This is a genomic window from Phreatobacter sp. AB_2022a, assembly GCF_026847585.1.
Taxonomy (GTDB): Bacteria; Pseudomonadota; Alphaproteobacteria; order Rhizobiales; family Phreatobacteraceae; genus Phreatobacter.
On record NZ_JAPSET010000052.1, the window covers coordinates 20137 to 39615 of the forward strand.

General features: G+C 67.8%; 20 protein-coding genes. 11 read left to right on the forward strand and 9 right to left on the reverse strand.

What is annotated here, in order from left to right; all coding sequences use genetic code 11:
• Positions 1-36 precede the first annotated feature (36 nt).
• Positions 37-1206, forward strand: coding sequence for a diaminopropionate ammonia-lyase (locus OZ671_RS26925; RefSeq protein ID WP_268863567.1), 1170 nt, complete (start codon positions 37-39; stop codon positions 1204-1206).
• On the forward strand, positions 1203-2144 hold the full coding sequence (locus OZ671_RS26930; protein ID WP_268863568.1) for an N-carbamoyl-D-amino-acid hydrolase: 942 nt from the start codon (positions 1203-1205) through the stop codon (positions 2142-2144). The genes OZ671_RS26925 and OZ671_RS26930 overlap by 4 nt, the downstream gene beginning before the upstream one ends.
• 15 nt (positions 2145-2159) lie before the next feature.
• On the opposite strand, the gene OZ671_RS26935 is transcribed toward OZ671_RS26930, so the two are convergent.
• Both OZ671_RS26935 and OZ671_RS26940 read right to left on the reverse strand, forming a co-directional pair.
• Entirely contained in the window at positions 2160-2762 is a 603-nt protein-coding gene (locus OZ671_RS26935; protein ID WP_268863569.1) for a hypothetical protein, read from the reverse strand.
• A gap of 35 nt (positions 2763-2797) precedes the next feature.
• Positions 2798-4195, reverse strand: coding sequence for an FAD-binding oxidoreductase (locus OZ671_RS26940; protein ID WP_268863570.1), 1398 nt, complete (start codon positions 4193-4195; stop codon positions 2798-2800).
• A 259-nt stretch (positions 4196-4454) separates the two neighbouring features.
• Between OZ671_RS26940 and OZ671_RS26945 the strand changes: the two genes are divergently transcribed.
• The 3 genes from OZ671_RS26945 to OZ671_RS26955 are packed head-to-tail and all read left to right on the forward strand — an operon-like array spanning position 4455 to position 7154.
• Positions 4455-5477, forward strand: coding sequence for an ABC transporter substrate-binding protein (locus OZ671_RS26945; protein WP_268863571.1), 1023 nt, complete (start codon positions 4455-4457; stop codon positions 5475-5477).
• A gap of 1 nt (position 5478) precedes the next feature.
• Positions 5479-6273: an ABC transporter ATP-binding protein gene (locus tag OZ671_RS26950; protein WP_268863572.1), complete on the forward strand. Its 795-nt coding sequence runs from the start codon at positions 5479-5481 to the stop codon at positions 6271-6273.
• Positions 6270-7154: an ABC transporter permease gene (locus OZ671_RS26955; protein ID WP_268863573.1), complete on the forward strand. Its 885-nt coding sequence runs from the start codon at positions 6270-6272 to the stop codon at positions 7152-7154. Before OZ671_RS26950 ends, OZ671_RS26955 begins: the two co-directional genes overlap by 4 nt.
• 300 nt (positions 7155-7454) lie before the next feature.
• Here the strand turns inward: OZ671_RS26955 and OZ671_RS26960 are convergent, their stop codons facing one another.
• From OZ671_RS26960 to OZ671_RS26980, 5 genes are all read right to left on the reverse strand, one after another.
• Positions 7455-7943: a DUF1801 domain-containing protein gene (locus OZ671_RS26960; RefSeq protein ID WP_268863574.1), complete on the reverse strand. Its 489-nt coding sequence runs from the start codon at positions 7941-7943 to the stop codon at positions 7455-7457.
• A 1-nt stretch (position 7944) separates the two neighbouring features.
• Complete coding sequence (locus tag OZ671_RS26965; RefSeq protein ID WP_268863575.1) at positions 7945-8415, reverse strand: DUF1801 domain-containing protein; 471 nt, start codon at positions 8413-8415, stop codon at positions 7945-7947.
• A 56-nt stretch (positions 8416-8471) separates the two neighbouring features.
• Positions 8472-8882 carry an SRPBCC family protein gene (locus OZ671_RS26970; RefSeq protein ID WP_268863576.1) on the reverse strand — a complete coding sequence of 137 codons (411 nt, stop codon included), beginning with the start codon at positions 8880-8882 and terminating at the stop codon, positions 8472-8474.
• Positions 8879-9202 carry an ArsR/SmtB family transcription factor gene (locus OZ671_RS26975; RefSeq protein WP_268863577.1) on the reverse strand — a complete coding sequence of 108 codons (324 nt, stop codon included), beginning with the start codon at positions 9200-9202 and terminating at the stop codon, positions 8879-8881. The genes OZ671_RS26970 and OZ671_RS26975 overlap by 4 nt, the downstream gene beginning before the upstream one ends.
• A gap of 186 nt (positions 9203-9388) precedes the next feature.
• Positions 9389-10756, reverse strand: coding sequence for an FAD-binding oxidoreductase (locus OZ671_RS26980; RefSeq protein ID WP_268863578.1), 1368 nt, complete (start codon positions 10754-10756; stop codon positions 9389-9391).
• A 199-nt stretch (positions 10757-10955) separates the two neighbouring features.
• Between OZ671_RS26980 and OZ671_RS26985 the strand changes: the two genes are divergently transcribed.
• Positions 10956-12626, forward strand: a complete 1671-nt coding sequence (locus tag OZ671_RS26985; RefSeq protein WP_268863579.1) for a methyl-accepting chemotaxis protein — start codon at positions 10956-10958, stop codon at positions 12624-12626.
• Positions 12627-12647: 21 nt separating this feature from the next.
• Here OZ671_RS26985 and OZ671_RS26990 read toward each other — a convergent pair whose 3' ends face one another.
• Positions 12648-13820: an amidohydrolase/deacetylase family metallohydrolase gene (locus tag OZ671_RS26990; RefSeq protein ID WP_268863580.1), complete on the reverse strand. Its 1173-nt coding sequence runs from the start codon at positions 13818-13820 to the stop codon at positions 12648-12650.
• A gap of 141 nt (positions 13821-13961) precedes the next feature.
• Between OZ671_RS26990 and OZ671_RS26995 the strand changes: the two genes are divergently transcribed.
• The 3 genes from OZ671_RS26995 to OZ671_RS27005 all read left to right on the forward strand — a co-directional run bounded on the left by OZ671_RS26995 (position 13962) and on the right by OZ671_RS27005 (position 16319).
• Positions 13962-14762, forward strand: a complete 801-nt coding sequence (locus OZ671_RS26995) for a creatininase family protein (protein WP_268863581.1) — start codon at positions 13962-13964, stop codon at positions 14760-14762.
• Positions 14763-14930: 168 nt separating this feature from the next.
• The gene (locus OZ671_RS27000; protein ID WP_268863582.1) at positions 14931-15365 is read left to right on the forward strand and encodes a low affinity iron permease family protein; all 435 of its coding nucleotides are present in this window, start codon (positions 14931-14933) and stop codon (positions 15363-15365) included.
• A 561-nt stretch (positions 15366-15926) separates the two neighbouring features.
• Entirely contained in the window at positions 15927-16319 is a 393-nt protein-coding gene (locus tag OZ671_RS27005; protein ID WP_268863583.1) for a hypothetical protein, read from the forward strand.
• Here OZ671_RS27005 and OZ671_RS27010 read toward each other — a convergent pair.
• The gene (locus tag OZ671_RS27010) at positions 16291-17982 is read right to left on the reverse strand and encodes a PAS domain S-box protein (RefSeq protein WP_268863584.1); all 1692 of its coding nucleotides are present in this window, start codon (positions 17980-17982) and stop codon (positions 16291-16293) included. The genes OZ671_RS27005 and OZ671_RS27010 overlap by 29 nt on opposite strands.
• A 47-nt stretch (positions 17983-18029) precedes the next feature.
• Between OZ671_RS27010 and ku the strand changes: the two genes are divergently transcribed.
• Together ku and OZ671_RS27020 are read left to right on the forward strand one after the other, a co-directional pair.
• Complete coding sequence (ku, locus tag OZ671_RS27015) at positions 18030-18887, forward strand: non-homologous end joining protein Ku (RefSeq protein WP_268863586.1); 858 nt, start codon at positions 18030-18032, stop codon at positions 18885-18887.
• A 3-nt stretch (positions 18888-18890) separates the two neighbouring features.
• On the forward strand, positions 18891-19479 hold a 589-nt coding region (locus tag OZ671_RS27020), incomplete at its 3' end, for a DNA polymerase ligase N-terminal domain-containing protein (RefSeq protein WP_328286403.1).

Sequence of the window (19479 nt, forward strand, 5' to 3'; positions counted from 1 at the left end):
TGCCCTGGACGGAGCCACGCATCGGGAGGACTGGTTTTGACGACAGGGAACGAGGCGGCCGTGATCGCGGTCGCGGCGAGCGGGGCGCGGCTCATCGTCAATCCGGCGCTCGACCGGCACCGCCCCTATGGCGCGGACGAGCGCGCCATCCTGTCGCTTGAAGGCGCGGCGACCGCGAGCGCGGCGATCCGCGCCTGGGATGGCTATCGGCCGACCCCGCTGCATCGCCTCGACACGATCGCCGCGGAGAACGGCATCGGCGGGCTCCTCTACAAGGACGAAGGCAAGCGCTTCGGCCTGAAGAGCTTCAAGGCCATGGGCGGAGCCTATGCGGTGGAGCGGCTGGTCGCGGCGCGCGGTTCGGCGGAGGGCCTGACCGTGACCTGCGCGACCGACGGCAATCATGGCCGGGCGGTCGCCTGGGGCGCGCGGCGCCTCGGCGTCCGCGCGGTCATCTATGTGCACGAGACCGTCAGCCCCGGCCGGGTGCGGGCGATCGAAGGTTTCGGTGCCGAGGTGCGGCGCGTCGCCGGCCATTATGACGATGCCGTGCGCGCTTCGGCGGCAGCGGCCGCCGAGAACGGCTGGACCATCGTCTCCGACACGTCATGGCCAGGCTACGATCTGATCCCGCGCGACGTCATGCAAGGCTATGCCGTGCTGGCGCAGGAGGCCGAGACCGACGGGCCGGCACCGAGCCATATCTTCGTCCAGGGCGGCGTCGGGGGGCTCGCGGCGGGCATCCTCTCCTTTCACTGGGAGAAGGCAGGGGCGGCACGGCCGGTCATCGTGGTGGTCGAGCCCGATACGGCGGGCTGCCTGTTCGCGAGCGCCTTGGCCGGGGGCTGGACGGCGGTCGGCGGCGATCTCGACACGATCATGGCCGGCCTTGCCTGCGGCGAGCCATCGCGGCTCGCCTGGAGCCTGCTTGATCCGGGCGCCGACGCCTTCGTCACCATTCCCGACGCGCGAGCCGCGGAAGCCATGCGGCTTCTGGCGACGCAGGGCATTGCCGCCGGCGAATCCGGCGTCGCCGGCCTCGCCGGCTTCCTGAGCCTTGCCGGCGACCCGGCCGCGCGCGCCGCGCTCGGCCTCGATGCCGGCTCGACCGTGCTCTGCTTCGGCACGGAAGGCGCCACCGATCCCGAAATCTACCGCGCCATTGTCGGGCGCGAGCCCGAAGCCGTGGAAGGAGCGCGAGCATGAGCCGGATCGTCACCGTCGGCGCCGCCCAGATGGGACCGATCCAGCGGGCGGATTCGCGCCCGCAGGTGGTCCGCCGCATGCTGGAGCTGATGCGCGAGGCCGCTGCGCATCGCTGCGACCTCGTCGTCTTTCCCGAGCTGACGCTCACCACCTTCTTCCCGCGCTGGTGGATGGAGGACCAGGTCGACATCGACGCCTTCTTCGAGCGCAGCATGCCCTCGAACGACACCGCGCCGCTGTTCGAGGCGGCGGCGAGGCTCGGTATCGGCTTTTCGTTCGGCTATGCCGAGCTGACGCCTGAGGGACGGCATTTCAACACCGCGCTGCTCGTCGACAAGACCGGCCGGCAGGTCGGCAAATACCGCAAGATCCATCTGCCCGGCCATGCCAGGCACGAACCCTGGCGCGCCTTCCAGCATCTGGAGAAGCGCTATTTCGAGGTCGGCGACCGGTCCTGGGGCGTCTGGCCGGCGCTCGGCGGCCATATCGGCATGATGATCTGCAACGACCGGCGCTGGCCCGAGAGCTATCGCATGATGGGCCTGCAGTCGGTCGAGATGATCCTGCTCGGCTACAACACGCCCCGGCACAATCCGCCGGCGCCGGACCATGACCGCCTTGGCGAGTTCCACAACCAGCTGGTCATGCAGGCCGGCGCCTATCAGAACGGCACCTGGGTGGTGGGGGTCGCCAAATGCGGGGTCGAGGAAGGCTGCGAGATGATCGGCGGCTCGTCGATCATCGCGCCGACCGGCGAGGTGATCGGCCAGGCGCTGACGCAGGGCGACGAGCTGGTGGTGGCGCGCTGCGACCTCGACCTGACGAAAAGCTACAAGGAAAGCATCTTCAATTTCGCCATGCACCGCCAGCCCGAGCACTATGGCCGGATCGTCGGCCAGCGCGGCGCGGTGGCGCCCGAGGGCGGCAGCGCGGACTGATGGCGCGGCGTGGCCTTACAGGAACGAGTGGACGACGAACTGGTCCATCTCGTCGGCGGGCTGGTAGGGTGCGGCCCTGACGGTGACCGACCGCTGCGCGAAGTCGGTATCGCTGCCCGGCATGGCCCGGACGCCGTGGGCGTCCCGACGGCTGAAGCCGTGGAGCGAGACGGCCAGGTTGTCGAAGGCCGTTTCGGTCGACCGGCATCGGCCCGGCGCGCCATTGGCCTTTTCGAACAGGGCGAGCACGTCGCGCGCGCTCATGGTGAAGAGCGCCTGGCCCTCGAAATGGGCCGGGCCGCATTTCGCCTCGACCGTGACGCCGCTGAGACGACCATCGTCATATTCGAGCAGGGTCGGCCCCGTGCCATGCAGAACCTGGGTGCCGAGGCGGGCCTGCTGCTCGGCCGCACGTCGCAGCACGGCCGCGTCCTCCGCCGAGAGTGCGGGGCCGAGCTGCGCGATCGTGGTCTCGATCGCCTCGACCATGTGGTGATGCGTCATGAAAAGGCTCGGCGTGCCGTAGACCGGGGCAAGGGCCGCGACCTCTTCGGCCGACAGGCCGAAAACGAGTTTCCCCAGTCCGCGTTTCGGCTTGATCTGCCATTGCGCCTGCATGGGCCGGCTCCCTGCCGCCCGGGCCGGTGCCGGCGCTACTCCGCAGCCTGCTGGCCGGCCGTCTCCCAGCCGAGCAGCTTGCCCGGATTCATCAGGCCGTGCGGATCGGCGAGGCGCTTGAACTCGGGCTGGGGCGCCTTGATCTGCTTCCAGCCGGCATTGTTCAGCACATAGGTGTGCGGATTGGAGACCTGGATGCCGGCGGCGGTCGCCTCCGCCATGATCGTTTCCAGCCGTTCGCGCGTGGTGTAGCGCACCAGCGGCAGGCTGGATGGCACGACCTCGCCGTGGCGGCGCTGGAATTCGAGATGCAGGTAGACGTCGTCGTGGAACTGCTTCTCGGCCCAGGCGACCAGTTTCAGGCTGTCGGGCGCGGGATAGCGCAGCTGCAGATAGGTGATGGACGGGTCCATCTTCAGGGCGTGCAGCGTCGTGTGGTTCCAGGTGTATTCGTAGAGCGGGCCGGGGCCACCGCGCTCGGTATGGGTGCCGAAGGCGACCGCCTTGGCCGCCTCGGCGCCGCGGCGATAGGTGACCTTGCCGGCATGGTCGGCAATCAGCAGGTCGAGCGTGTCGGCCTGCGGCTCGGAGATCATCAGCACCGCGAAGGCACGGCCCTCTTCGAGATAGGGGCCGAGGCGGCGCAGATAGGGGCCGATGCGCGGATCGTGGATCGAGACGAGCTTCTTGGCGAGGCCGTCACATTGGGTGAAGGCTTCGCCGAACCGCGCGGCGGCCATGAAGCTGTCGAAGGTGACGATCCGCTCGGCCCAGTCGTGGGCGGGGGCGGTCGGCACCTCCACCTCGGTAATGATGCCGTTGACGCCATAGGCGTGCATCACCTTCAGGATGTCCTTGCCGCGCAGCTCGATCAGCTTCGGCTCGGCCTCGACGGTCATCACCTCCAGCGCGGTGACGGCGCCGAGATTGTCGATCTGGCCCCAGGTGCAGGAGCCGGCGCCGGCGGCGCCGCCGGCGACGAAGCCGCCGATGGTTGCCTGGGCCCGGGTCGAGGGATGGAAGCGCAGTTCCTGGCCGTGCGGGTCCAGTGCCTTGTCGATGTCGAGGAGATTGGCTCCAGCCTCGAAACGGGCGGCGCCCTTGCGTGCGAAGATCATGCGGTCGAACCGGCGCATGTCGACGACGAGGCCGCCGGCGAGCGGCACCGCCTGGCCGTAATTGCCCGTTCCGCCGCCGCGGATGGTGATCGGCATGCGGTGGCGCGCGCAGGCCGCGGCAATGCGCTTCAGCTCGTCCTTGGTCCTCGGCGTCGCCACCAGTTCGGCATGGCGCCCGTCGAGCTCGGTCTTCAGGATCGGCGAGAACCAGAAGAAGTCGCGGCTGGCCATGCGGATCGATGCGGCATCGTCGGCAAGCGCAATGCCGGCCAGATCGGCGCGCAACCGGTCGAGGGCGGAAACGGGCGCGGTCATCGGCTGTCCTCGGTGCGAGCGGACGCGGCCGCGCTGTGGCGCTCCGCCCCGCAAACGGGAATGTTCACCACGCAGACATGACATTGCCCGCCCGTGGGGATCAAGCGCGGCCGGCGCTCAACAGGCCGGCAATATGCTGGTAATTTATGCATGGCTGGTCCGAAAAGCTGCGCAAAAGCTTAGGATAAACCGGCACGCGCGTTGCTCCCAGCGTCATGTCCTACTAGTGGTGCAGTTTAGAGAACCTCAAGAGGTTGCCATGTCCCGCCATCGCATGACACGCCGTGCCGCCCTCAAGCTCGGGGCGGGCGTCTCCGCCGCCTATCTCACGACGTCGGGCATGGTCACGGCGCAGGGCCTCGACAAGGTATCCTACCAGACGAACTGGCGCGCCCAGGGCGAACATGGCGGCTTCTATCTCGCGGTGACCAACGGCATCTACCGCAAATACGGCATCGACGCCGATATCCGCATGGGCGGGCCGCAGCAGAACCCGACCCAGCTTCTGATCGGCGGGCGGGTCGACATCATCATGTCGAACTCCTTCGAGGCGATCCACTATGTGCGGGAAAACATGCCGTTCCTGTGCATCGGCGCCATTTTCCAGAAGGATCCGCAGGTCATCATCTGCCATCCAGGCGTCGGCAACGACTCGTTCGAGGCACTGAAGGGCAAGACGATCCTGGTCGGTGCCGGCGGCCGTTCGGGCTACTGGCCATTCCTGAGGGCGCGCTTCGGCTATACCGACGAGCAGGTCCGGCCCTATACCTTCAACATGGCGCCGTTCCTGGCCGACAAGAACATCTGCCAGCAGGGCTTCGTCTCCTCCGAACCCTTCGCCATCCAGCAGCAGAGCGGCGTCGCCCCGCTCGCCCATCTGATCGCCGATGCCGGCTTCGCCAATTACAACACCACCTTCAACATCTCGCGAAAGATGGTGGACGAGCGCACCGACGTGGTGCAGCGCTTCATCACCGCCTCGCTCGAGGGCTGGGCCGAATATCTGAAGGGCGGGCCCAATGTCGAAGCCGCCAACAAGGCGATCATGCGCGACAATCCCGACATGGACATCGCCAAGATCAATTATGCAGCGAAGGTCATGAACGAGCGCGGCATCGTCCTCTCGGGCGATGCGCTGACCCTCGGCATCGGGGCCATGACCGACGCGCGCTGGGAGACCTTCTACACCCAGATGCGCGATGTCGGGGTGTTTCCGCCGGGTCTCGACTACAAGAAGGCCTATGACCTGAGGTTCATCAACAAGGGCGTGGGCAAGGCCTGACGTGTCGGTTTCCGTTTCAGCCACGACGCCGGCGAGCGCCGGAACGCTCGTCTCGATCCAGTATGTGTCGAAGCAGTTCGCCAACGGCACGATCGCCGTGCGCGACGTCAATCTGGACCTGGCGGCCGGCGAGTTCGTCAGCCTGCTCGGTCCCTCCGGCTGCGGCAAGTCGACCCTGCTGCGCATGATCGCCGGCCTCGGCGAGCCGAGCGTCGGCACCATCGACTGGCCGGGCGAGAGCCAGATCGGCGGCGGCCACGAGCTCGGCTACGTGTTCCAGGACCCGACGCTGATGCCCTGGGCCACCGCGCTGGCCAATGTCGTGCTGCCCCTGAAGCTGAAACATGTGCCGCAGGGCGAAGCCGAGGCGCGGGGCGCGGCCATGCTCGCCCTGGTCGGCCTGAAAGGCTTCGAGCGCAGCTATCCGCGCGAGCTCTCGGGCGGCATGAAGATGCGCGTCTCGATCGCCCGGGCGCTCGTCACCCAGCCGAAGATCCTGCTGATGGACGAGCCCTTCGCCGCGCTCGACGAGATCACCCGCCACAAGCTGAACGACGACCTGCTCGGCCTGTGGGAGGCCAACCGCTTCTCGGCGGTCTTCGTCACCCATTCGGTGTTCGAGAGCGTCTATCTGTCCCAGCGCATCGTCGTCATGGCGGCCAGGCCCGGCCGTGTCATGGCGGACCTGAAGGTGGAAGCGCCCTATCCGCGCGACGAACTGTTCCGGACCTCGGCCGACTATGCCCATTGGTGCCGGATCGCCTCCGACAAGCTGAAGGAGGCGATCTCCGCATGAGCCAGGCAGCCGTGAAGCCCCCCGCCGTCGCCCATGACGGCACCGATGCCGAAGCCAGGCCGATCTATCGCGAGGAGCGAAAGGTGCTGGGCGTGTCGACCGAGACCTGGCCCGGCATCATCGCGCCGCTCGTCGTCGGCATCCTCGTGCTCGGCGCCTGGGAGGCGGTCGTCCGCTTGCGCGAGATCCCGCCCTTCATCCTGCCGGGGCCGCTGCTGATCGCCCGCACGCTGGTCGAGGACGGAGCCTCGCTCGCGGCCTCGCTCTGGGTGACGCTGAAGATCACCGCGGCGGCGCTGGTCGCCGCGGTCGTGCTGGGCGTCGGGCTCGCGGTCCTGTTCACCCAGTCGAAATGGCTGGAGAAGTCGCTGTTTCCCTATGCGGTCATCCTGCAGGTGACGCCGGTCGTCGCGATCGCACCGCTGATCATCATCTGGGTCGGCGACATCAACCTGTCGCTGCTGATCTGCGCCTGGCTCGTCGCCTTCTTCCCGATCCTGTCGAATACGATCCTCGGGCTCAACTCGGCCGACCACAACCTGATCAACCTGTTCCAGCTCTACGGCGCCTCGCGCTGGCAGACGCTGCGCTATCTCAGGCTGCCGGCGGCGCTGCCCTATTTCCTTGGCGGCCTGAAGATCTCGGGCGGCCTTGCCCTCATCGGTGCGGTCGTCGCCGAATTCGTCGCCGGTTCCGGCGGCTCGGCCTCGGGCCTTGCCTATCGCATCCTCGAGGCGGGTTACCAGCTCAAGATCCCCCGGATGTTCGCCGCGCTCTTGATGATCTCGATGACCGGCATCGCCATCTTCCTGGCGACCAGCTGGGTCTCGCACCTGCTGCTCAGGCGCTGGCACGAAAGCGCGCTGAAACGCGAGAATTGATCGCTCGGGCATTGGTATGCCGTGCCTTGCACCGAGCGTGGCCGTCCTTCGAGGCTCGCCTTCGGCTCGCACCTCAGGATGAGGTAAGTAGAGATCTGCAGTTCGCTTGCTGACGCGGACGGGTGGGGTACGCTCCAGTACAAGAAGGCTGATGCAATACTCGACAAATCTCATCCTGAGGTGCGAGCGCTCTTGCGCGAGCCTCGAAGGGCGGCCGAGCTGCCTGCAGTGCACCTGTTCGATAGCCTGAAGGCTGGAAACCCAAGGTTCCTCTCCACCGAGAGGGAGCACTCACGGCACTCAGCCGGGCAGGGCGGCCGCCTGGCGGATCCAGTCGGCGATCGCCGCTTCGTCGATGGGATCGTTTTCCCTGATGTCGAGATAACGCGTGTTCTCGTCCTTGCTCGGGCCGGGGGGCGGAGGCTCGAGCGATGCGCCGTTGAAAAAGGCCACTTTCACGTAGCGGGTGAAGGTATGGATGCCGAGGAACCAGCCCCGGCCCTCGACGCCGTAGAGCGGCGAGTTCCATTTCACCGCCTTGCGCACATCGGGAACGGTCCGCGCGATGAGGGCGTCCAGGCGCTCGCCGACGCCGCGCTTCCAGCCGGGCATGGCCGCAATATAGGCCTGAACCGGCGCGTCGCCGTCGGCCTTGGCAATCTGCGGATTGCCGCCGGAAAGCAGCACCACCGGTTTCGGGCCGGTGCCGCCGGAGCCGGCCGCGGGCCTGGCGGATTTCGGCCTGGCGCGGGATTTCGGCGGCGGTTTCGGAGGGGCCTTGCCGGCCATCTCAGCCTCGTCGCTTGCCGGCTTTCAGGCCATTGCGCGCGGCGGCGGCCCGGACCAGCGCCTTGAAGGCCTCGGCATCGACGGTCTCGCCCTCATGGATATCGATCGCCCGCCGGACATTGCCGTCGAGGCTGGCATTGAACAGGCCGGCCGGGTCGGCCAGGCCGGCGCCGTTGGCGAAAGTGAGCTTCACCACCTTCTGATAGCTCTCGCCGGTGCAGATGATGCCGTCGTGCGACCAGACCGGCGTGCCGCGCCATTTCCATTCCTCGATCGCATCGGGGAGGGCCTCCAGGATCAGCCTGCGCATGCGCGCCAATGTTTCGCCGCGCCATCCGCCAAGTTCGGCGATGCGCTCGTCGATCAGGCGCGATGCGGCATCGCCGCTCGCCGGGCCGCCGGCGCCACCCACCGTCTTGCGGGCGGCGACTGGTTTGCGATTCCGCACTGTCGCGCGCTTCTCGTCCGCCATGTTCCCTCTCGTCGTTGCAACGCCGTGGCCGGGCCTGCGGTTCGCTCGCGCCGGGGTCACGCGGCCCGCGCGAGAACCTCGTCGAGCTTGTCGAAGAATTGCGGCCAGCCGCTGCGCGCGCCGAAATAGGCGAGGCGCTGCTCGGGACGGAAGCCGGTCTGCTCCATGCGCAGCTGCGTGCCGCGGCCGGTCGGGGTCAGCGTCCAGGTGACGATGCTCTCGAGGCCCTGGGCGGCCCAACTGTAGGAGAGGCTTCGGTGCTCCTCGATTTCGAGAACCCGGCAATCAACCGTGCCCCAATGGGCTTCGAGCCGGAAGCGATGGTCCGGAGCCGGCTGGAAATCGTTCTTCATCAGCCATTCCGCGATCAGGTGCGGCTGGGTCAGCGCCCGCCAGAGCTTCTCGGGCGGATGGGCGAATTCGCGCTCGACGACGACAGTGCGTGTTTCGGCCGCGGCTTCGGTCATTGATCCATCCTTTTGAGCAGGTCCTCGAGGTCGTCGAAACGGTTTTGCCAGAAACCGGCCATCCGGCTCGTCCAATCGACCAGCGGGGCGAGCGCGCCGAGCTGTGCGCTGTAATGCGTCTGGCGGCCTTCATGCCGATCGCGCACCAGGCCCGCCTGTTTCAGCAGGCCGAGATGTTTCGACACGGCCGGCTGCGAGATGCCGGCATGGGCGGTGAGCATGCCGACGGTCTGTTCGCCGTCGCGGCACAGGCGTTCGAAAAGGGCGCGCCGGGTCGGGTCGGCGAGCGTTCTGAACAGCACGTCATGAGCTTCGGGCATGATGGTCGTCGGCCGCTCGCATCAATAACTCAATGGCTATTGATTTGACATATAACCGAATGGATATGTGAAGGTCAACGGCCGATCGCCATGCGCCTTGGCGGCCACGCGCAGGCAGGGCTGCCTCCGGCGCCCAACGGATAAACCACCGACTATGGATGGAGGCGGTCGCTCCGCCCGCCCGGTTCAGCGCACCGGCACGAAGCTGCGCATCTTGCCGGGATTGAGCAGGCCCATCGGGTCGACCTCGGCCTTGAAGCCGAGCTGATCGGCGTCGGCGCGCTTGTGGCGCGAGCCGTCCTCGAGGCTCACCACATGCGGATTGGCGACGAGCACGCCGTGCTCCTCGTGCAGGGCGATGATCTCGTTCAGGCGCTCGGGCGTCGTATAGCGGACGATCGGCAGCGCGCTGCAGGTGATGCGGCCGGCGAAGCGGATGAATTCGAGATGGGGCAGCACCTCGCCCTCGAACATCTCCATCATCAGCCGCACGCTCTCCTCCAGGCGGTCGTGCGGATAGAGGAGCTGCAGGTAGGTGATCGACCGGTCGGTCTTCAGCCACTGCAGCGTCGTGTGGTTCCAGGAATATTCGTAGAGTGGCACCTGGCCGGGCCCTTCTTCGGACGGTGCCTCGTGGGTCACCGTGCCGCGCCCGGCGAGCACCGCCTTGAAGCTGTCGAGGAAGGGTTCCGCGATCATGCAGGCGAGGATGCTCTTGCCTTCGGGACAGGCGCTCTTCAGCGCGCCGAAATAGGAGGGGATGGGCGCGGCGATCGGCGTCACCAGCTTCTTGACGACGCCGTCGGCCATGGCGACGGCCCGGCCGGCTTCGAAGGCCTCCCAGAAACTGTCGAAGGCGACGATGACGTCGATCCACGGCCAGGCGGGCGCCAGCGGCATTTCCAGCTCGGTGATGATGCCGGTCGTGCCATAGGCGCGGTTGACCTTCTGCGCCGCGTCCTGGCGCAGCTCCAGGATCCGCGGCTCCTCCTCCACGGTGACGATGCGCGCGGCGAGGATGTTGCCGGGCTCGCGCAGGCCGCCATAGGCGACCGAGCCGATGCCGCCCGATCCGCCGGCGACGAAGCCGCCCACCGTGGCGGTGCGCTTGGTGGAGGGATGCATGCGCAGCTCGAAGCCGTTTTCGCGCGTCGCCTTGTCGAGGCTGAGCAGGTTCATGCCGGCCTGGACGCGGACGATGCCGGGCTTCTGCCAGAGCACCTGGTCGAGCCCGGTCATGTCGAGCAGCACGCCGCCGGCGAGCGGCATGGCCTGGCCGTAATTGCCGGTGCCGCCGGCCCGGACGGTGAGCGGGATGCGCAGCCTCGCGCAGGCGGCCGCTGTCCTGACCACATCGGCTTCGTTGCGCGGCTTGACGATGATGTCGCCGGCGACCGCCTTCAGCTCCTCCGCCAGGATCGGCGAGTACCAGAAGAAGTCGCGCGAGCGGCGGCGGACGACGACCGGCTCGGTGACGACGGGAACATCGCCGAGCGCCTCGACGAGACCGGCAATATCATAGGGCGGGGCGGGCAGGGGCTGGTGGATGGCCATGGCTGCTCGTTGCCGCTTTTTGTCCGGCGATGCAAGGGCCGCGCCCTCGTCCGGCACCTTCACGGCGCTGGCATGACCAATTTTTAGGCTATTTGCCGCCGCCGAAGGTCGGTCAAGCGGTTTCGCTAGGGGGTTCTTAACCATTCCCCTGCCGTTCTCATGCATAGCGCAAGAAAATTCATCGCTGGGGGGACCACCGATGCAGATCAAGACCCGTCTCGTCGCCATTGTCGGCGGCCTCGCCGCTGCCGCGCTCGTCATTGGCGGCGTCGCTGTCTACGGCTTCCAGCGCTACCAGGCCGCGGTCGACGGCATCGAGCAGACCGCCCGGATCTCGCTGATGGCCGAGCGCGCCAATGCGCTGATCTTTGCGGTCGTGATGGAATCGCGCGGCATCTACATGTCCTCGGACAAGGCCGCGCTCGAACGCTTCGCCGCCGGCCAGGACCAGCAGCTCGCCCGCTTCCGGGCGACCATCAAGGAATGGGCCGCGCTCCTGCCGCCCGAGGAGGCGGCCAGCCGGCAGCGCCTCACCGACGAGGCCGAGGCCTTCATCCGCCTGCGCGAGGAGCTGGCGCGCGCCGGCCGCAGCGAGGGCAACGCTGCGGCCCGGGGCATCGGCGACAATGACGCGAACCGGACAACACGGCAGCGGCTGAATGCCGAGATGGCGGGACTTGCCGAGGCGAACAGCCGGCGCGTCGCGGCGCTTTCGCAGGATGTCGAGAACGCCAAGACGAGCCTGACCCGGCTGATCATTGCGACCATCGGCCTCGCGCTCGTCGCCGGCCTCGTCGCCTTCTGGACCATCCTGCGCGGTGTCGCCGCGCCGCTGTCGCGCCTGACGGCCTCGGTCGAGGCGATCGCCGAGGGCCGTACCGATACCGATGTCGCCGATACCGCCCGGCGCGACGAGATCGGCGCGCTGGCGCGCAAGGTGCTGGTGTTCCGCGACAACGCCGTGGAAGTCGAGCGGCTGAAGGCGGCGGAGGCCGAGCAGGCGGAGGCGAACAGGGCCGCGCGGGCCCGCGACATGGCAGTGCTCGCCGACGAGTTCGCCGCCACCGTCCAGTCGGTCGTCGCGACGGTCGCCGGATCGGCTGAGGAGATCGTCGGCAATTCGGGGCGGGTCGGCACGGTGGCGACCAATGTCGCCGGGCTCGGCAAGGTCCTCGCGGAAACCTCGGCCGGCGCCACCGGCAGCGTCGAGAGCGCCGCCGGTTCCGCGCAGGAGCTCGCCGCGTCGATCGGCGAGATTTCGAGCCGCACCGCCCAGGCCCAGCAGATCGCCATTTCGGCGGTCGACCAGGCGACCCGTACCGGCGAGATTGTCGGCACGCTGGTCGTCTCGACCCAGAAGATCGGCGATGTCGTCAACCTGATCAGCGCGATCGCCGCCCAGACCAACCTGCTCGCGCTCAATGCCACCATCGAGGCGGCGCGCGCGGGCGAAGCCGGCAAGGGCTTCGCGGTGGTCGCCTCGGAGGTGAAGAGCCTGGCCTCGCAGACCTCGCGGGCGACCGAGGAGATCGCCAGCCAGATCGGCGCCGTCCAGACGGTGACGGCCGAGGCGGTCGCGGCGATCGAGGCGATCAACAAGACGATCGGCGAGATCTCGTCGGTCTCGTCCTCGATCATGGCGGCGGTGGAGGAGCAGTCGGCGGTGACCCACGGCATCGCCGGCGCGGTCGCCGATGCCGCCAGCGGAACCCGGACCGTCGAAACCGATATCGAGCGCGTCACCCGGGCGGCCGACGAGACGTCGGAAGCCGCCGCCGTGATGACGGCGGCCGCAGCCCGGCTGAAGGAGGGATCGAGCCGGCTCGATGGGGCCGTGTCGGGGTTCCTGGCCCGGATCCGGGCGGCCTGAGCGCCGCCCGTTTCGGGACCGTCACGCCCTCGCGAGCTTCTTGAACCGCGTCGAGCGCTTGGGGTGCCACCATTTGCCGCCGATCACGGTGCCCTCGGCAATGATCTTGCGATCGCCGATCAGGTGCTCGCCGAGAACGTCGACATAGTCGAAGCGGCCTTCCTTGATCGAGAGGATGGTGGCATCGCCCACCGAGCCGGGCTTCAGGCTGCCGAGCTCGGGGCGCTTCAGCGCCATGGCGGCATTGACCGTCGAGGCGGCGATGACCCGGTCGAGCGGCATGCCCATGACCAGGAACTTCGACAATGTGGTGACCTGGTCGAAGGCCGGGCCCTCGATGCACAGCGTGTGCACGTCGGAGGAGATCACATCCGGTTCGAAGCCGTTGGCCAGCATGTTGCGTGTCGTCTTGAACGAGAACGAACCCTTGCCGTGGCCGATGTCGAAGATGACGCCCTTCTTGCGGGCGGCGAGCACTTCCGGCTTCACCGTTCCCTGCGCGGTGCAGGGGGCGTTGGGGAACGGCCGGAAGGCGTGGGTCAGGACGTCGCCCGGCCGCAGCCGGCCGATGACATGTTCATAGGACGGCGGCGGATGGTCGATATGGCACATCAGCGGCATGCCGACCTCGTCGGCGACCTGCAGGGCGAGATCCAGCGCGCTCTCGCCGTTGGTGCCCGAGGCATGCAGGCCGACGCGCACCTTGATGCCGACGATCAGGTCGCGGTTCTGGTCGGCGACCTCCACGCAGGCCACCGGGTTCATGTGCAGGATCTCGCGGCTTTCGCCGACCATGACGCGCTTGTCAAAGCCGTAGATGCCGGCATGGCTGACATGGAGATAGGCGAGAATGCGGACCTGGCTCTTCTCGATCACATGCTTGCGGAAGCCCATCCAGTTGCCCGGGCCGGCCGAGCCGGTGTCGATCGCGGTGGTGACGCCCGAGGTGCGGCAGAAGTCCTCGGCGTCGATGCCGAGCGAGGTGCCGCCCCAATAGACGTGGGTGTGCAGGTCGATGAGGCCCGGCGTCACGATATAGCCGGTCACGTCGCGGATTTCGGTCTCCGATCCCGGCTTCAGGTCCTTGCCGACCGCGGCAACCTTGCCGCCGGAAAAGCCGACGTCGCGCACGCCGTCCAGCTTCTGCGAGGGGTCGATCACGCGCCCACCGCGCAGGATCAGGTCGAAACTCATCAAGGCACTCCCGCTCATTGAGAACTTTGAAGCCGGCGCGAACCGTGGCAAGCCATGGCGGGCTCGGCGAAGGCGCACGAATGTGCGCGTTCCCTCACAGCTTATGCAACCGCCAACACGCCTCGTTTGTGGAGACCTCCCATGCCGTCACGCCATTGGGGTGACCTGAAGACCACCGACTTCGACCGGCTCGACGCCGCCCGCACGGTGGCGGTGCTGCCGCTCGCGGCCATCGAACAGCACGGACCGCATCTGCCGGTCTCCACCGACACGTCGATCATGAAGGGCATGATCGAGACCGCCTTCCCGCTGGTCGGGCCCGACGTGACCGCGCTGTTCCTGCCGATCGAGGCGGTGGCGAAGTCGAACGAGCATATCCATTCCAAGGGAACGCTGACCCTGTCGGCGGAAACCGTGCTGCGCTCCTGGATCGAGATTGGCGAGAGCGTCAAGCGGGCGGGCATCGACAAGATCGTCCTGCTCACCTCGCATGGCGGCAACCTCGATCCCATGAAGGTGGTCGCGCGCGAATTGCGGGTGCGCTGCAATCAGCTCGCCGTGGTCACGAGCTGGACCGCCTTCGGCCGGCCGTCCGGCCTGTTCGGCGAGCTCGACGCCAAGCACGGCATCCACGGCGGCGATGTCGAGACGTCCCTGATGCTGCATTTCCGACCGGAGCTCGTCGACATGAGCCAGGCCAGGCGCTTCGAGCCGATCATGGTCGGCATGGAGGCGGAGTTCACCTATCTCCGGCCGACGGTGAACCACGCCTTCGGCTGGATCGCGCAGGACATCCATCCCGACGGCACGGCGGGCGACGCCTCGCTCGCAACCGCCGAGAAGGGCCGGCTCACCGCCGAATTCCAGGCGGCGAATTTCGTCAAGCTGGTCGACGACATGGCGCGCTTCGACACCGCGCGCCTGTGGCGGCCCAAAAGCTGAGTGACGGGCCGGCCGGTGTCGACCGGCCGGCTGTCGACCTGGTGCCGGCGCGGGCGACAGCGCGCGTGATCCGGCGCAGCTGCGCCCGATTGCGCGCCGGGAACCATTGGGCCCCATGCGACTTCGTTTCATGACATCACACGGCTGGGTGCAGAAGAGGAGGCTTCCATGCCGGATCATGAGAACAATCCGGACTCGTCGCTGACGCAGAAGAACGGCGCCCTGTTCGACCGGCTGTCGCATGCGACGGCCTTATGGGCCGGCAAGCCCAGCACCACGGTCATGGCCTTCGTCGTGATCATGGTTTGGGCCGCGTCCGGCCCCGTGTTCCATTTCAGTGATACCTGGCAGCTGGTGATCAATACCGCCACGACCATCGTCACCTTCCTGATGGTGTTCCTGATCCAGAGCAGCCAGAACCGCGATACGACGGCGATCCAGATCAAGCTGGACGAGCTGATCCTGCGCCTCAATGGTGCGCGCGAGGAGCTGATGGATCTCGAGCAGCTCGATGCCGAAAGCCTCGAACGGATTCGCCGAGAATTCGAGCAGCGCGCCGTGACCGCGCGGGCCAATGGCGGATCGACGCCGTCGACCGCCTGACGGGCAGCGGCGGTTCGAGGCGTCCGGCGCCACGCCCGCCGCAGACCGGACTGACCGCCCGGACCCGGGCCGCGCCGTCGGCAGACATTATTGACCGCCAGGCCGAAACAACCCGCATATTCTGTACGTTAGCTTCACGTGAGGCCCTGAAGCCGGACTCCCTCAGGGTCCACCGGTCCCCGGCGCCGTCGACCTGCCCAGTCGCATGCACTGGCGTCGGGGGCCTGACCTTTGCTCCAGCCACTGACGGCCCGCTTCATTCGGAGCGGGCCCTTTTTTGCCATGACGCCAATGGCGCGGGAGGCCGCTCCGGTCCCGCGCCGGTTGGCTCCGATGTCGGACGGAGGCCGAGGCCATTTCTTGCCATGGCGGTGGAAACACCGGCGCCACGGGCCGGCTTTCCGGTCGCGTCACCGTGAACTGCAGCCGCCGGGGATGCAGGCGACCGGTCCAGCCGGTCTCGGGCCCGATCGGGCATTTGCGCCGGCTCCGGGGATGCACTCCGTCTCAAAGCCCACGGCCAGCGTGGGCGGCCGAGCCGCCGCCTGGAAGGAGACCACCATGTCCACGATCGACGGCCATCGGACCGACCGGCCGCGTGACGCCCACCCCATGAAGCAGCAGGCCGGGGCCGGGCTGAACACAATGGCCTCGCGCGTCGACGACTATCCCGCTCCGAAGGCCCGCATCCAGCCGCATGTCGAGGAGACGCCAGGCCCGGGCCAGCCAACTGCGGTCGTGCATCGGGACGCGGGACGAAGCGCCGTCGATCATCGAGGATACGCGCGGCAAGTCGACGGGTTATGGCGTCGGGGTCGACCGAGCCGTCGTGCCGGCAGCCAGGAAAAGACGTCGGCACGCGACGATATCGGCCTGTCGCGACCGCGCGCTGGCCGCGCGACCTCGACAGCGGGCGCCGGTCTGCTCATTCGCGAAGCCTGTCGGCCTCGATGAAGAGGTCGATGGCGACGCCGTCGGCGTGCCAGCGCCGGTCCAGGCGGCCGAGCTGGCGCGCCGCGGCGGCGATCAGCCGGCTGCCGAAGCCGCTTTCGCTGCGATTTTCGGCAACCGCGGGCCCGTCCACTTCGCGCCAGCGCAGCGCAACGCCGCCCCGGACCTCGCCGCAACTGACGTCCACCAGGCCTTGCGGCACGGAAAAACTGCCATATTTGGCCGCGTTCGTCGCAAATTCGTGGAGCAGCAGCGATAGCGGCGTGATCAGGCGCGCGGGGATGGGCCTGTCGTAGCCGCTGATCGCGAAACGCGCGCTGCGGTCGTCGCCGGCATAGGGCGCAAGGATCGCTGCGATCAGGTCATGGAGCCCGATCGAAGTCCTGTCCTGCGACCGGCCGCCGGCCTCGGGCGCCATGGTGAGTTCGTGTGCCCGCGCGAGGGCGGCGAGCCGCTCGCCGACCCTGCTCGCCAACGCGGCCGGGGTCGCCGCTTCACCAGCGCTCAGATTGACGATGCTGCTGGCCAGCGCGAACAGGTTCTTCACCCGGTGGTTCATCTCGCGCAGCAGCAACTCGCGCTGTTCCCGCGCCCGGCGCCGGTCCGAAATGTCGCGGGCGATCTTGGATGCGCCGATGATCCGGCCGGTCCCGTCCTTGATCGGCGAGACGGTCAGTGAAATGTCGACGAGGCTGCCATCCTTGCGCCGGCGGACGGTTTCGTAGTGATCGACGCGCTCGCCGGCACGGATGCGGGCGAGGATCGTCGGTTCCTCGTCCTGGCGATCGGGCGGAATGAGCAGCATGATCGATTGGCCGATGACTTCGTCGGCGCGGTATCCGAACAGGCGCTGGGCGCCCGGATTCCAGTCGGTGATGATGCCGTCGAGATCCTTGGCGATGATCGCGTCGTGCGAGGATTCGATCAGGGCCGCCAGCCGACGGGACGCCCTGTCGGCGATCTGGCGCTCGATCGCAAAGCCGAGCTGGCGCGCGATCAGCACCGCGAGCTTTTCCTCGCCCGGCGAGAACACGCGCGGCATATCGTAGTAGGCCATGAACTTCCCCATCAGTTCATGGGCGCCGGCGAGGGGCACGAAGATCAGGGCGTGGATGCCCTCGCGCCGAATGGCTTGCTTCAGGTGATCCGGCAGGTGGGAATTCGACACGTCGCCGATAAGGATCGGCTGCGCGTCGTGATCGGTTCGGGACCAGGGCGAATGCCCGTCGACCGCCGCGCGATAGTTCGCGGACAGGCCGCGGAACGCGGCAAACCGCATGATATTGCCGCGGTCGAACCGCAGGATCGCGGCGCGGGAACAGCCCAGTGCATCATACAGGGCGTCGAAGGCCGCGTCATAGACCTCGTCCATCGTCGAGGCACGGTAGAGGCGGTCGGTCAGGTTGAACAGGGTGGTCTGTTCGCTGGCCTGGCGACGCATGGCCTGATCACTTGTCGATGGAGCGATGGCCTGGACTTTCGACGTCATGCACGTCCCTCCTGCGCTCTTGCGAACGCCTTGCGGCCCGAAGTCCCTGGCAGTGGTGAAACCCGCGCCAGGGTACCGGGGTTCCCTCGGCTGCTGCAACCACAAATGGGGGGAGCCATGCAATGCGCGGCAAGACCGGTCTTTCCGCGGGAACTTCCCGGGCCGGCTCGGCGTCAATCCCTCGAGGGCCGCTTTGGGCGGGTCTCCGCGCCACGAGGTCCCGCATGGCTCCGCGAGCGATCTGGAAAGGCTATCTCAACGTCGGCGAGCTGACCTGCCGCGTGGCCTTGCATACGGCCGCCTCGACCTCCGAGCGGATTGCTTTCCACGTCGTCAACCGTGCGACCGGCCACCGTGTCCACCGGGTGTTCGTCGACAGCGAGACCGGCAGGCCCGTCGAGCGGGACCAGCAGGTCAAGGGATACGAGGTCGCCGAGGGCGACTATGTCGTGCTGACCCCGGAAGAAATCGCGGCCGCGGTCCCCCACGGCGACAAGACCCTGTCGGTGGCGGCCTTCATCACCGCGGGGGATATCGACGATCTCTATTTCGACAAGCCGTATTATCTGACACCGGCCGACAGGAGCACGGAAGAGGCCTTCGTCCTGCTGCGCGAGGGCATGCGCCGGAAGAAGGTCGCGGCGATCGCGCACGCGGTGCTGTTCCGTCGCGTGCGATCGGTGCTCATCCGGCCGCACGGCAACGGGTTGATCGCGACCACGCTGAACTACGACTACGAGGTCCGGCCGGCCGAGGAGGCCTTCCGCGATATCGGCAGTCAGAAGATCGAGGGGGAGATGCTCGAGCTTGCCGAGCATATCATCGAGACCAAGACGGGCCGGTTCGACGCCGCGCAGTTCGACGACCGGTACGAGGCGGCCCTGGCCGATCTGGTCAAGGCGAAGCTCGCGGGCAAGAAGATCAAGGCGCGGCCGCCACCGCGCGAGAAGGGCTTCGACCTCATGGCCGCGCTGCGCGAGAGCGCCGGCCGCCCGGCCCCGAAGCCGCGCAGCCGCAAGGCGGCCGCTCCGGCACGCCGCAGGGGGGCGAAGACGAGCGCGCCGCGGCGCCGGGCGGGGTGAGCCGTGGCGCTCGGGACCTACAGGAAGAAGCGGGATTTTGCCGCGACGCCGGAGCCGCGGGGCGGGCGGCGGCGCAAGAGCGGCCACAGCTTCGTCATCCAGAAACATGACGCCAGGCGTCTCCACTATGACTTCCGGCTGGAGATGGACGGCGTGCTGAAGAGCTGGGCGGTCGCGAGGGGGCCGAGCCTCGCGCCGGGCGAGAAGCGCCTCGCCGTCCATGTCGAGGACCATCCCCTCGAATATGGCGATTTCGAAGGCACGATTCCGAAAGGCGAATATGGCGGCGGCACCGTCATCGTCTGGGATCGCGGCAGCTGGTCGCCGATCGGCGATGCCCGCAAGGGCTACGCCAAGGGCCAGCTCGACTTCGAGCTCCGCGGCGAGAAGCTTGCCGGCCGGTGGCATCTGGTCCGGATGCGTGGCAAGCCGCGGGAGCGGCGCGAGAACTGGCTGCTGATCAAGGGCGACGACGCATTCGCGCGTCCCGTCGACGCCGGCGACATTCTTGAGGAACGACCGGAATCGGTGAAGACCGGCCGGATCGTGGCCGAGGTGGCTGGGGAGGCGCCCGGATGGTCGTCGAAAACCG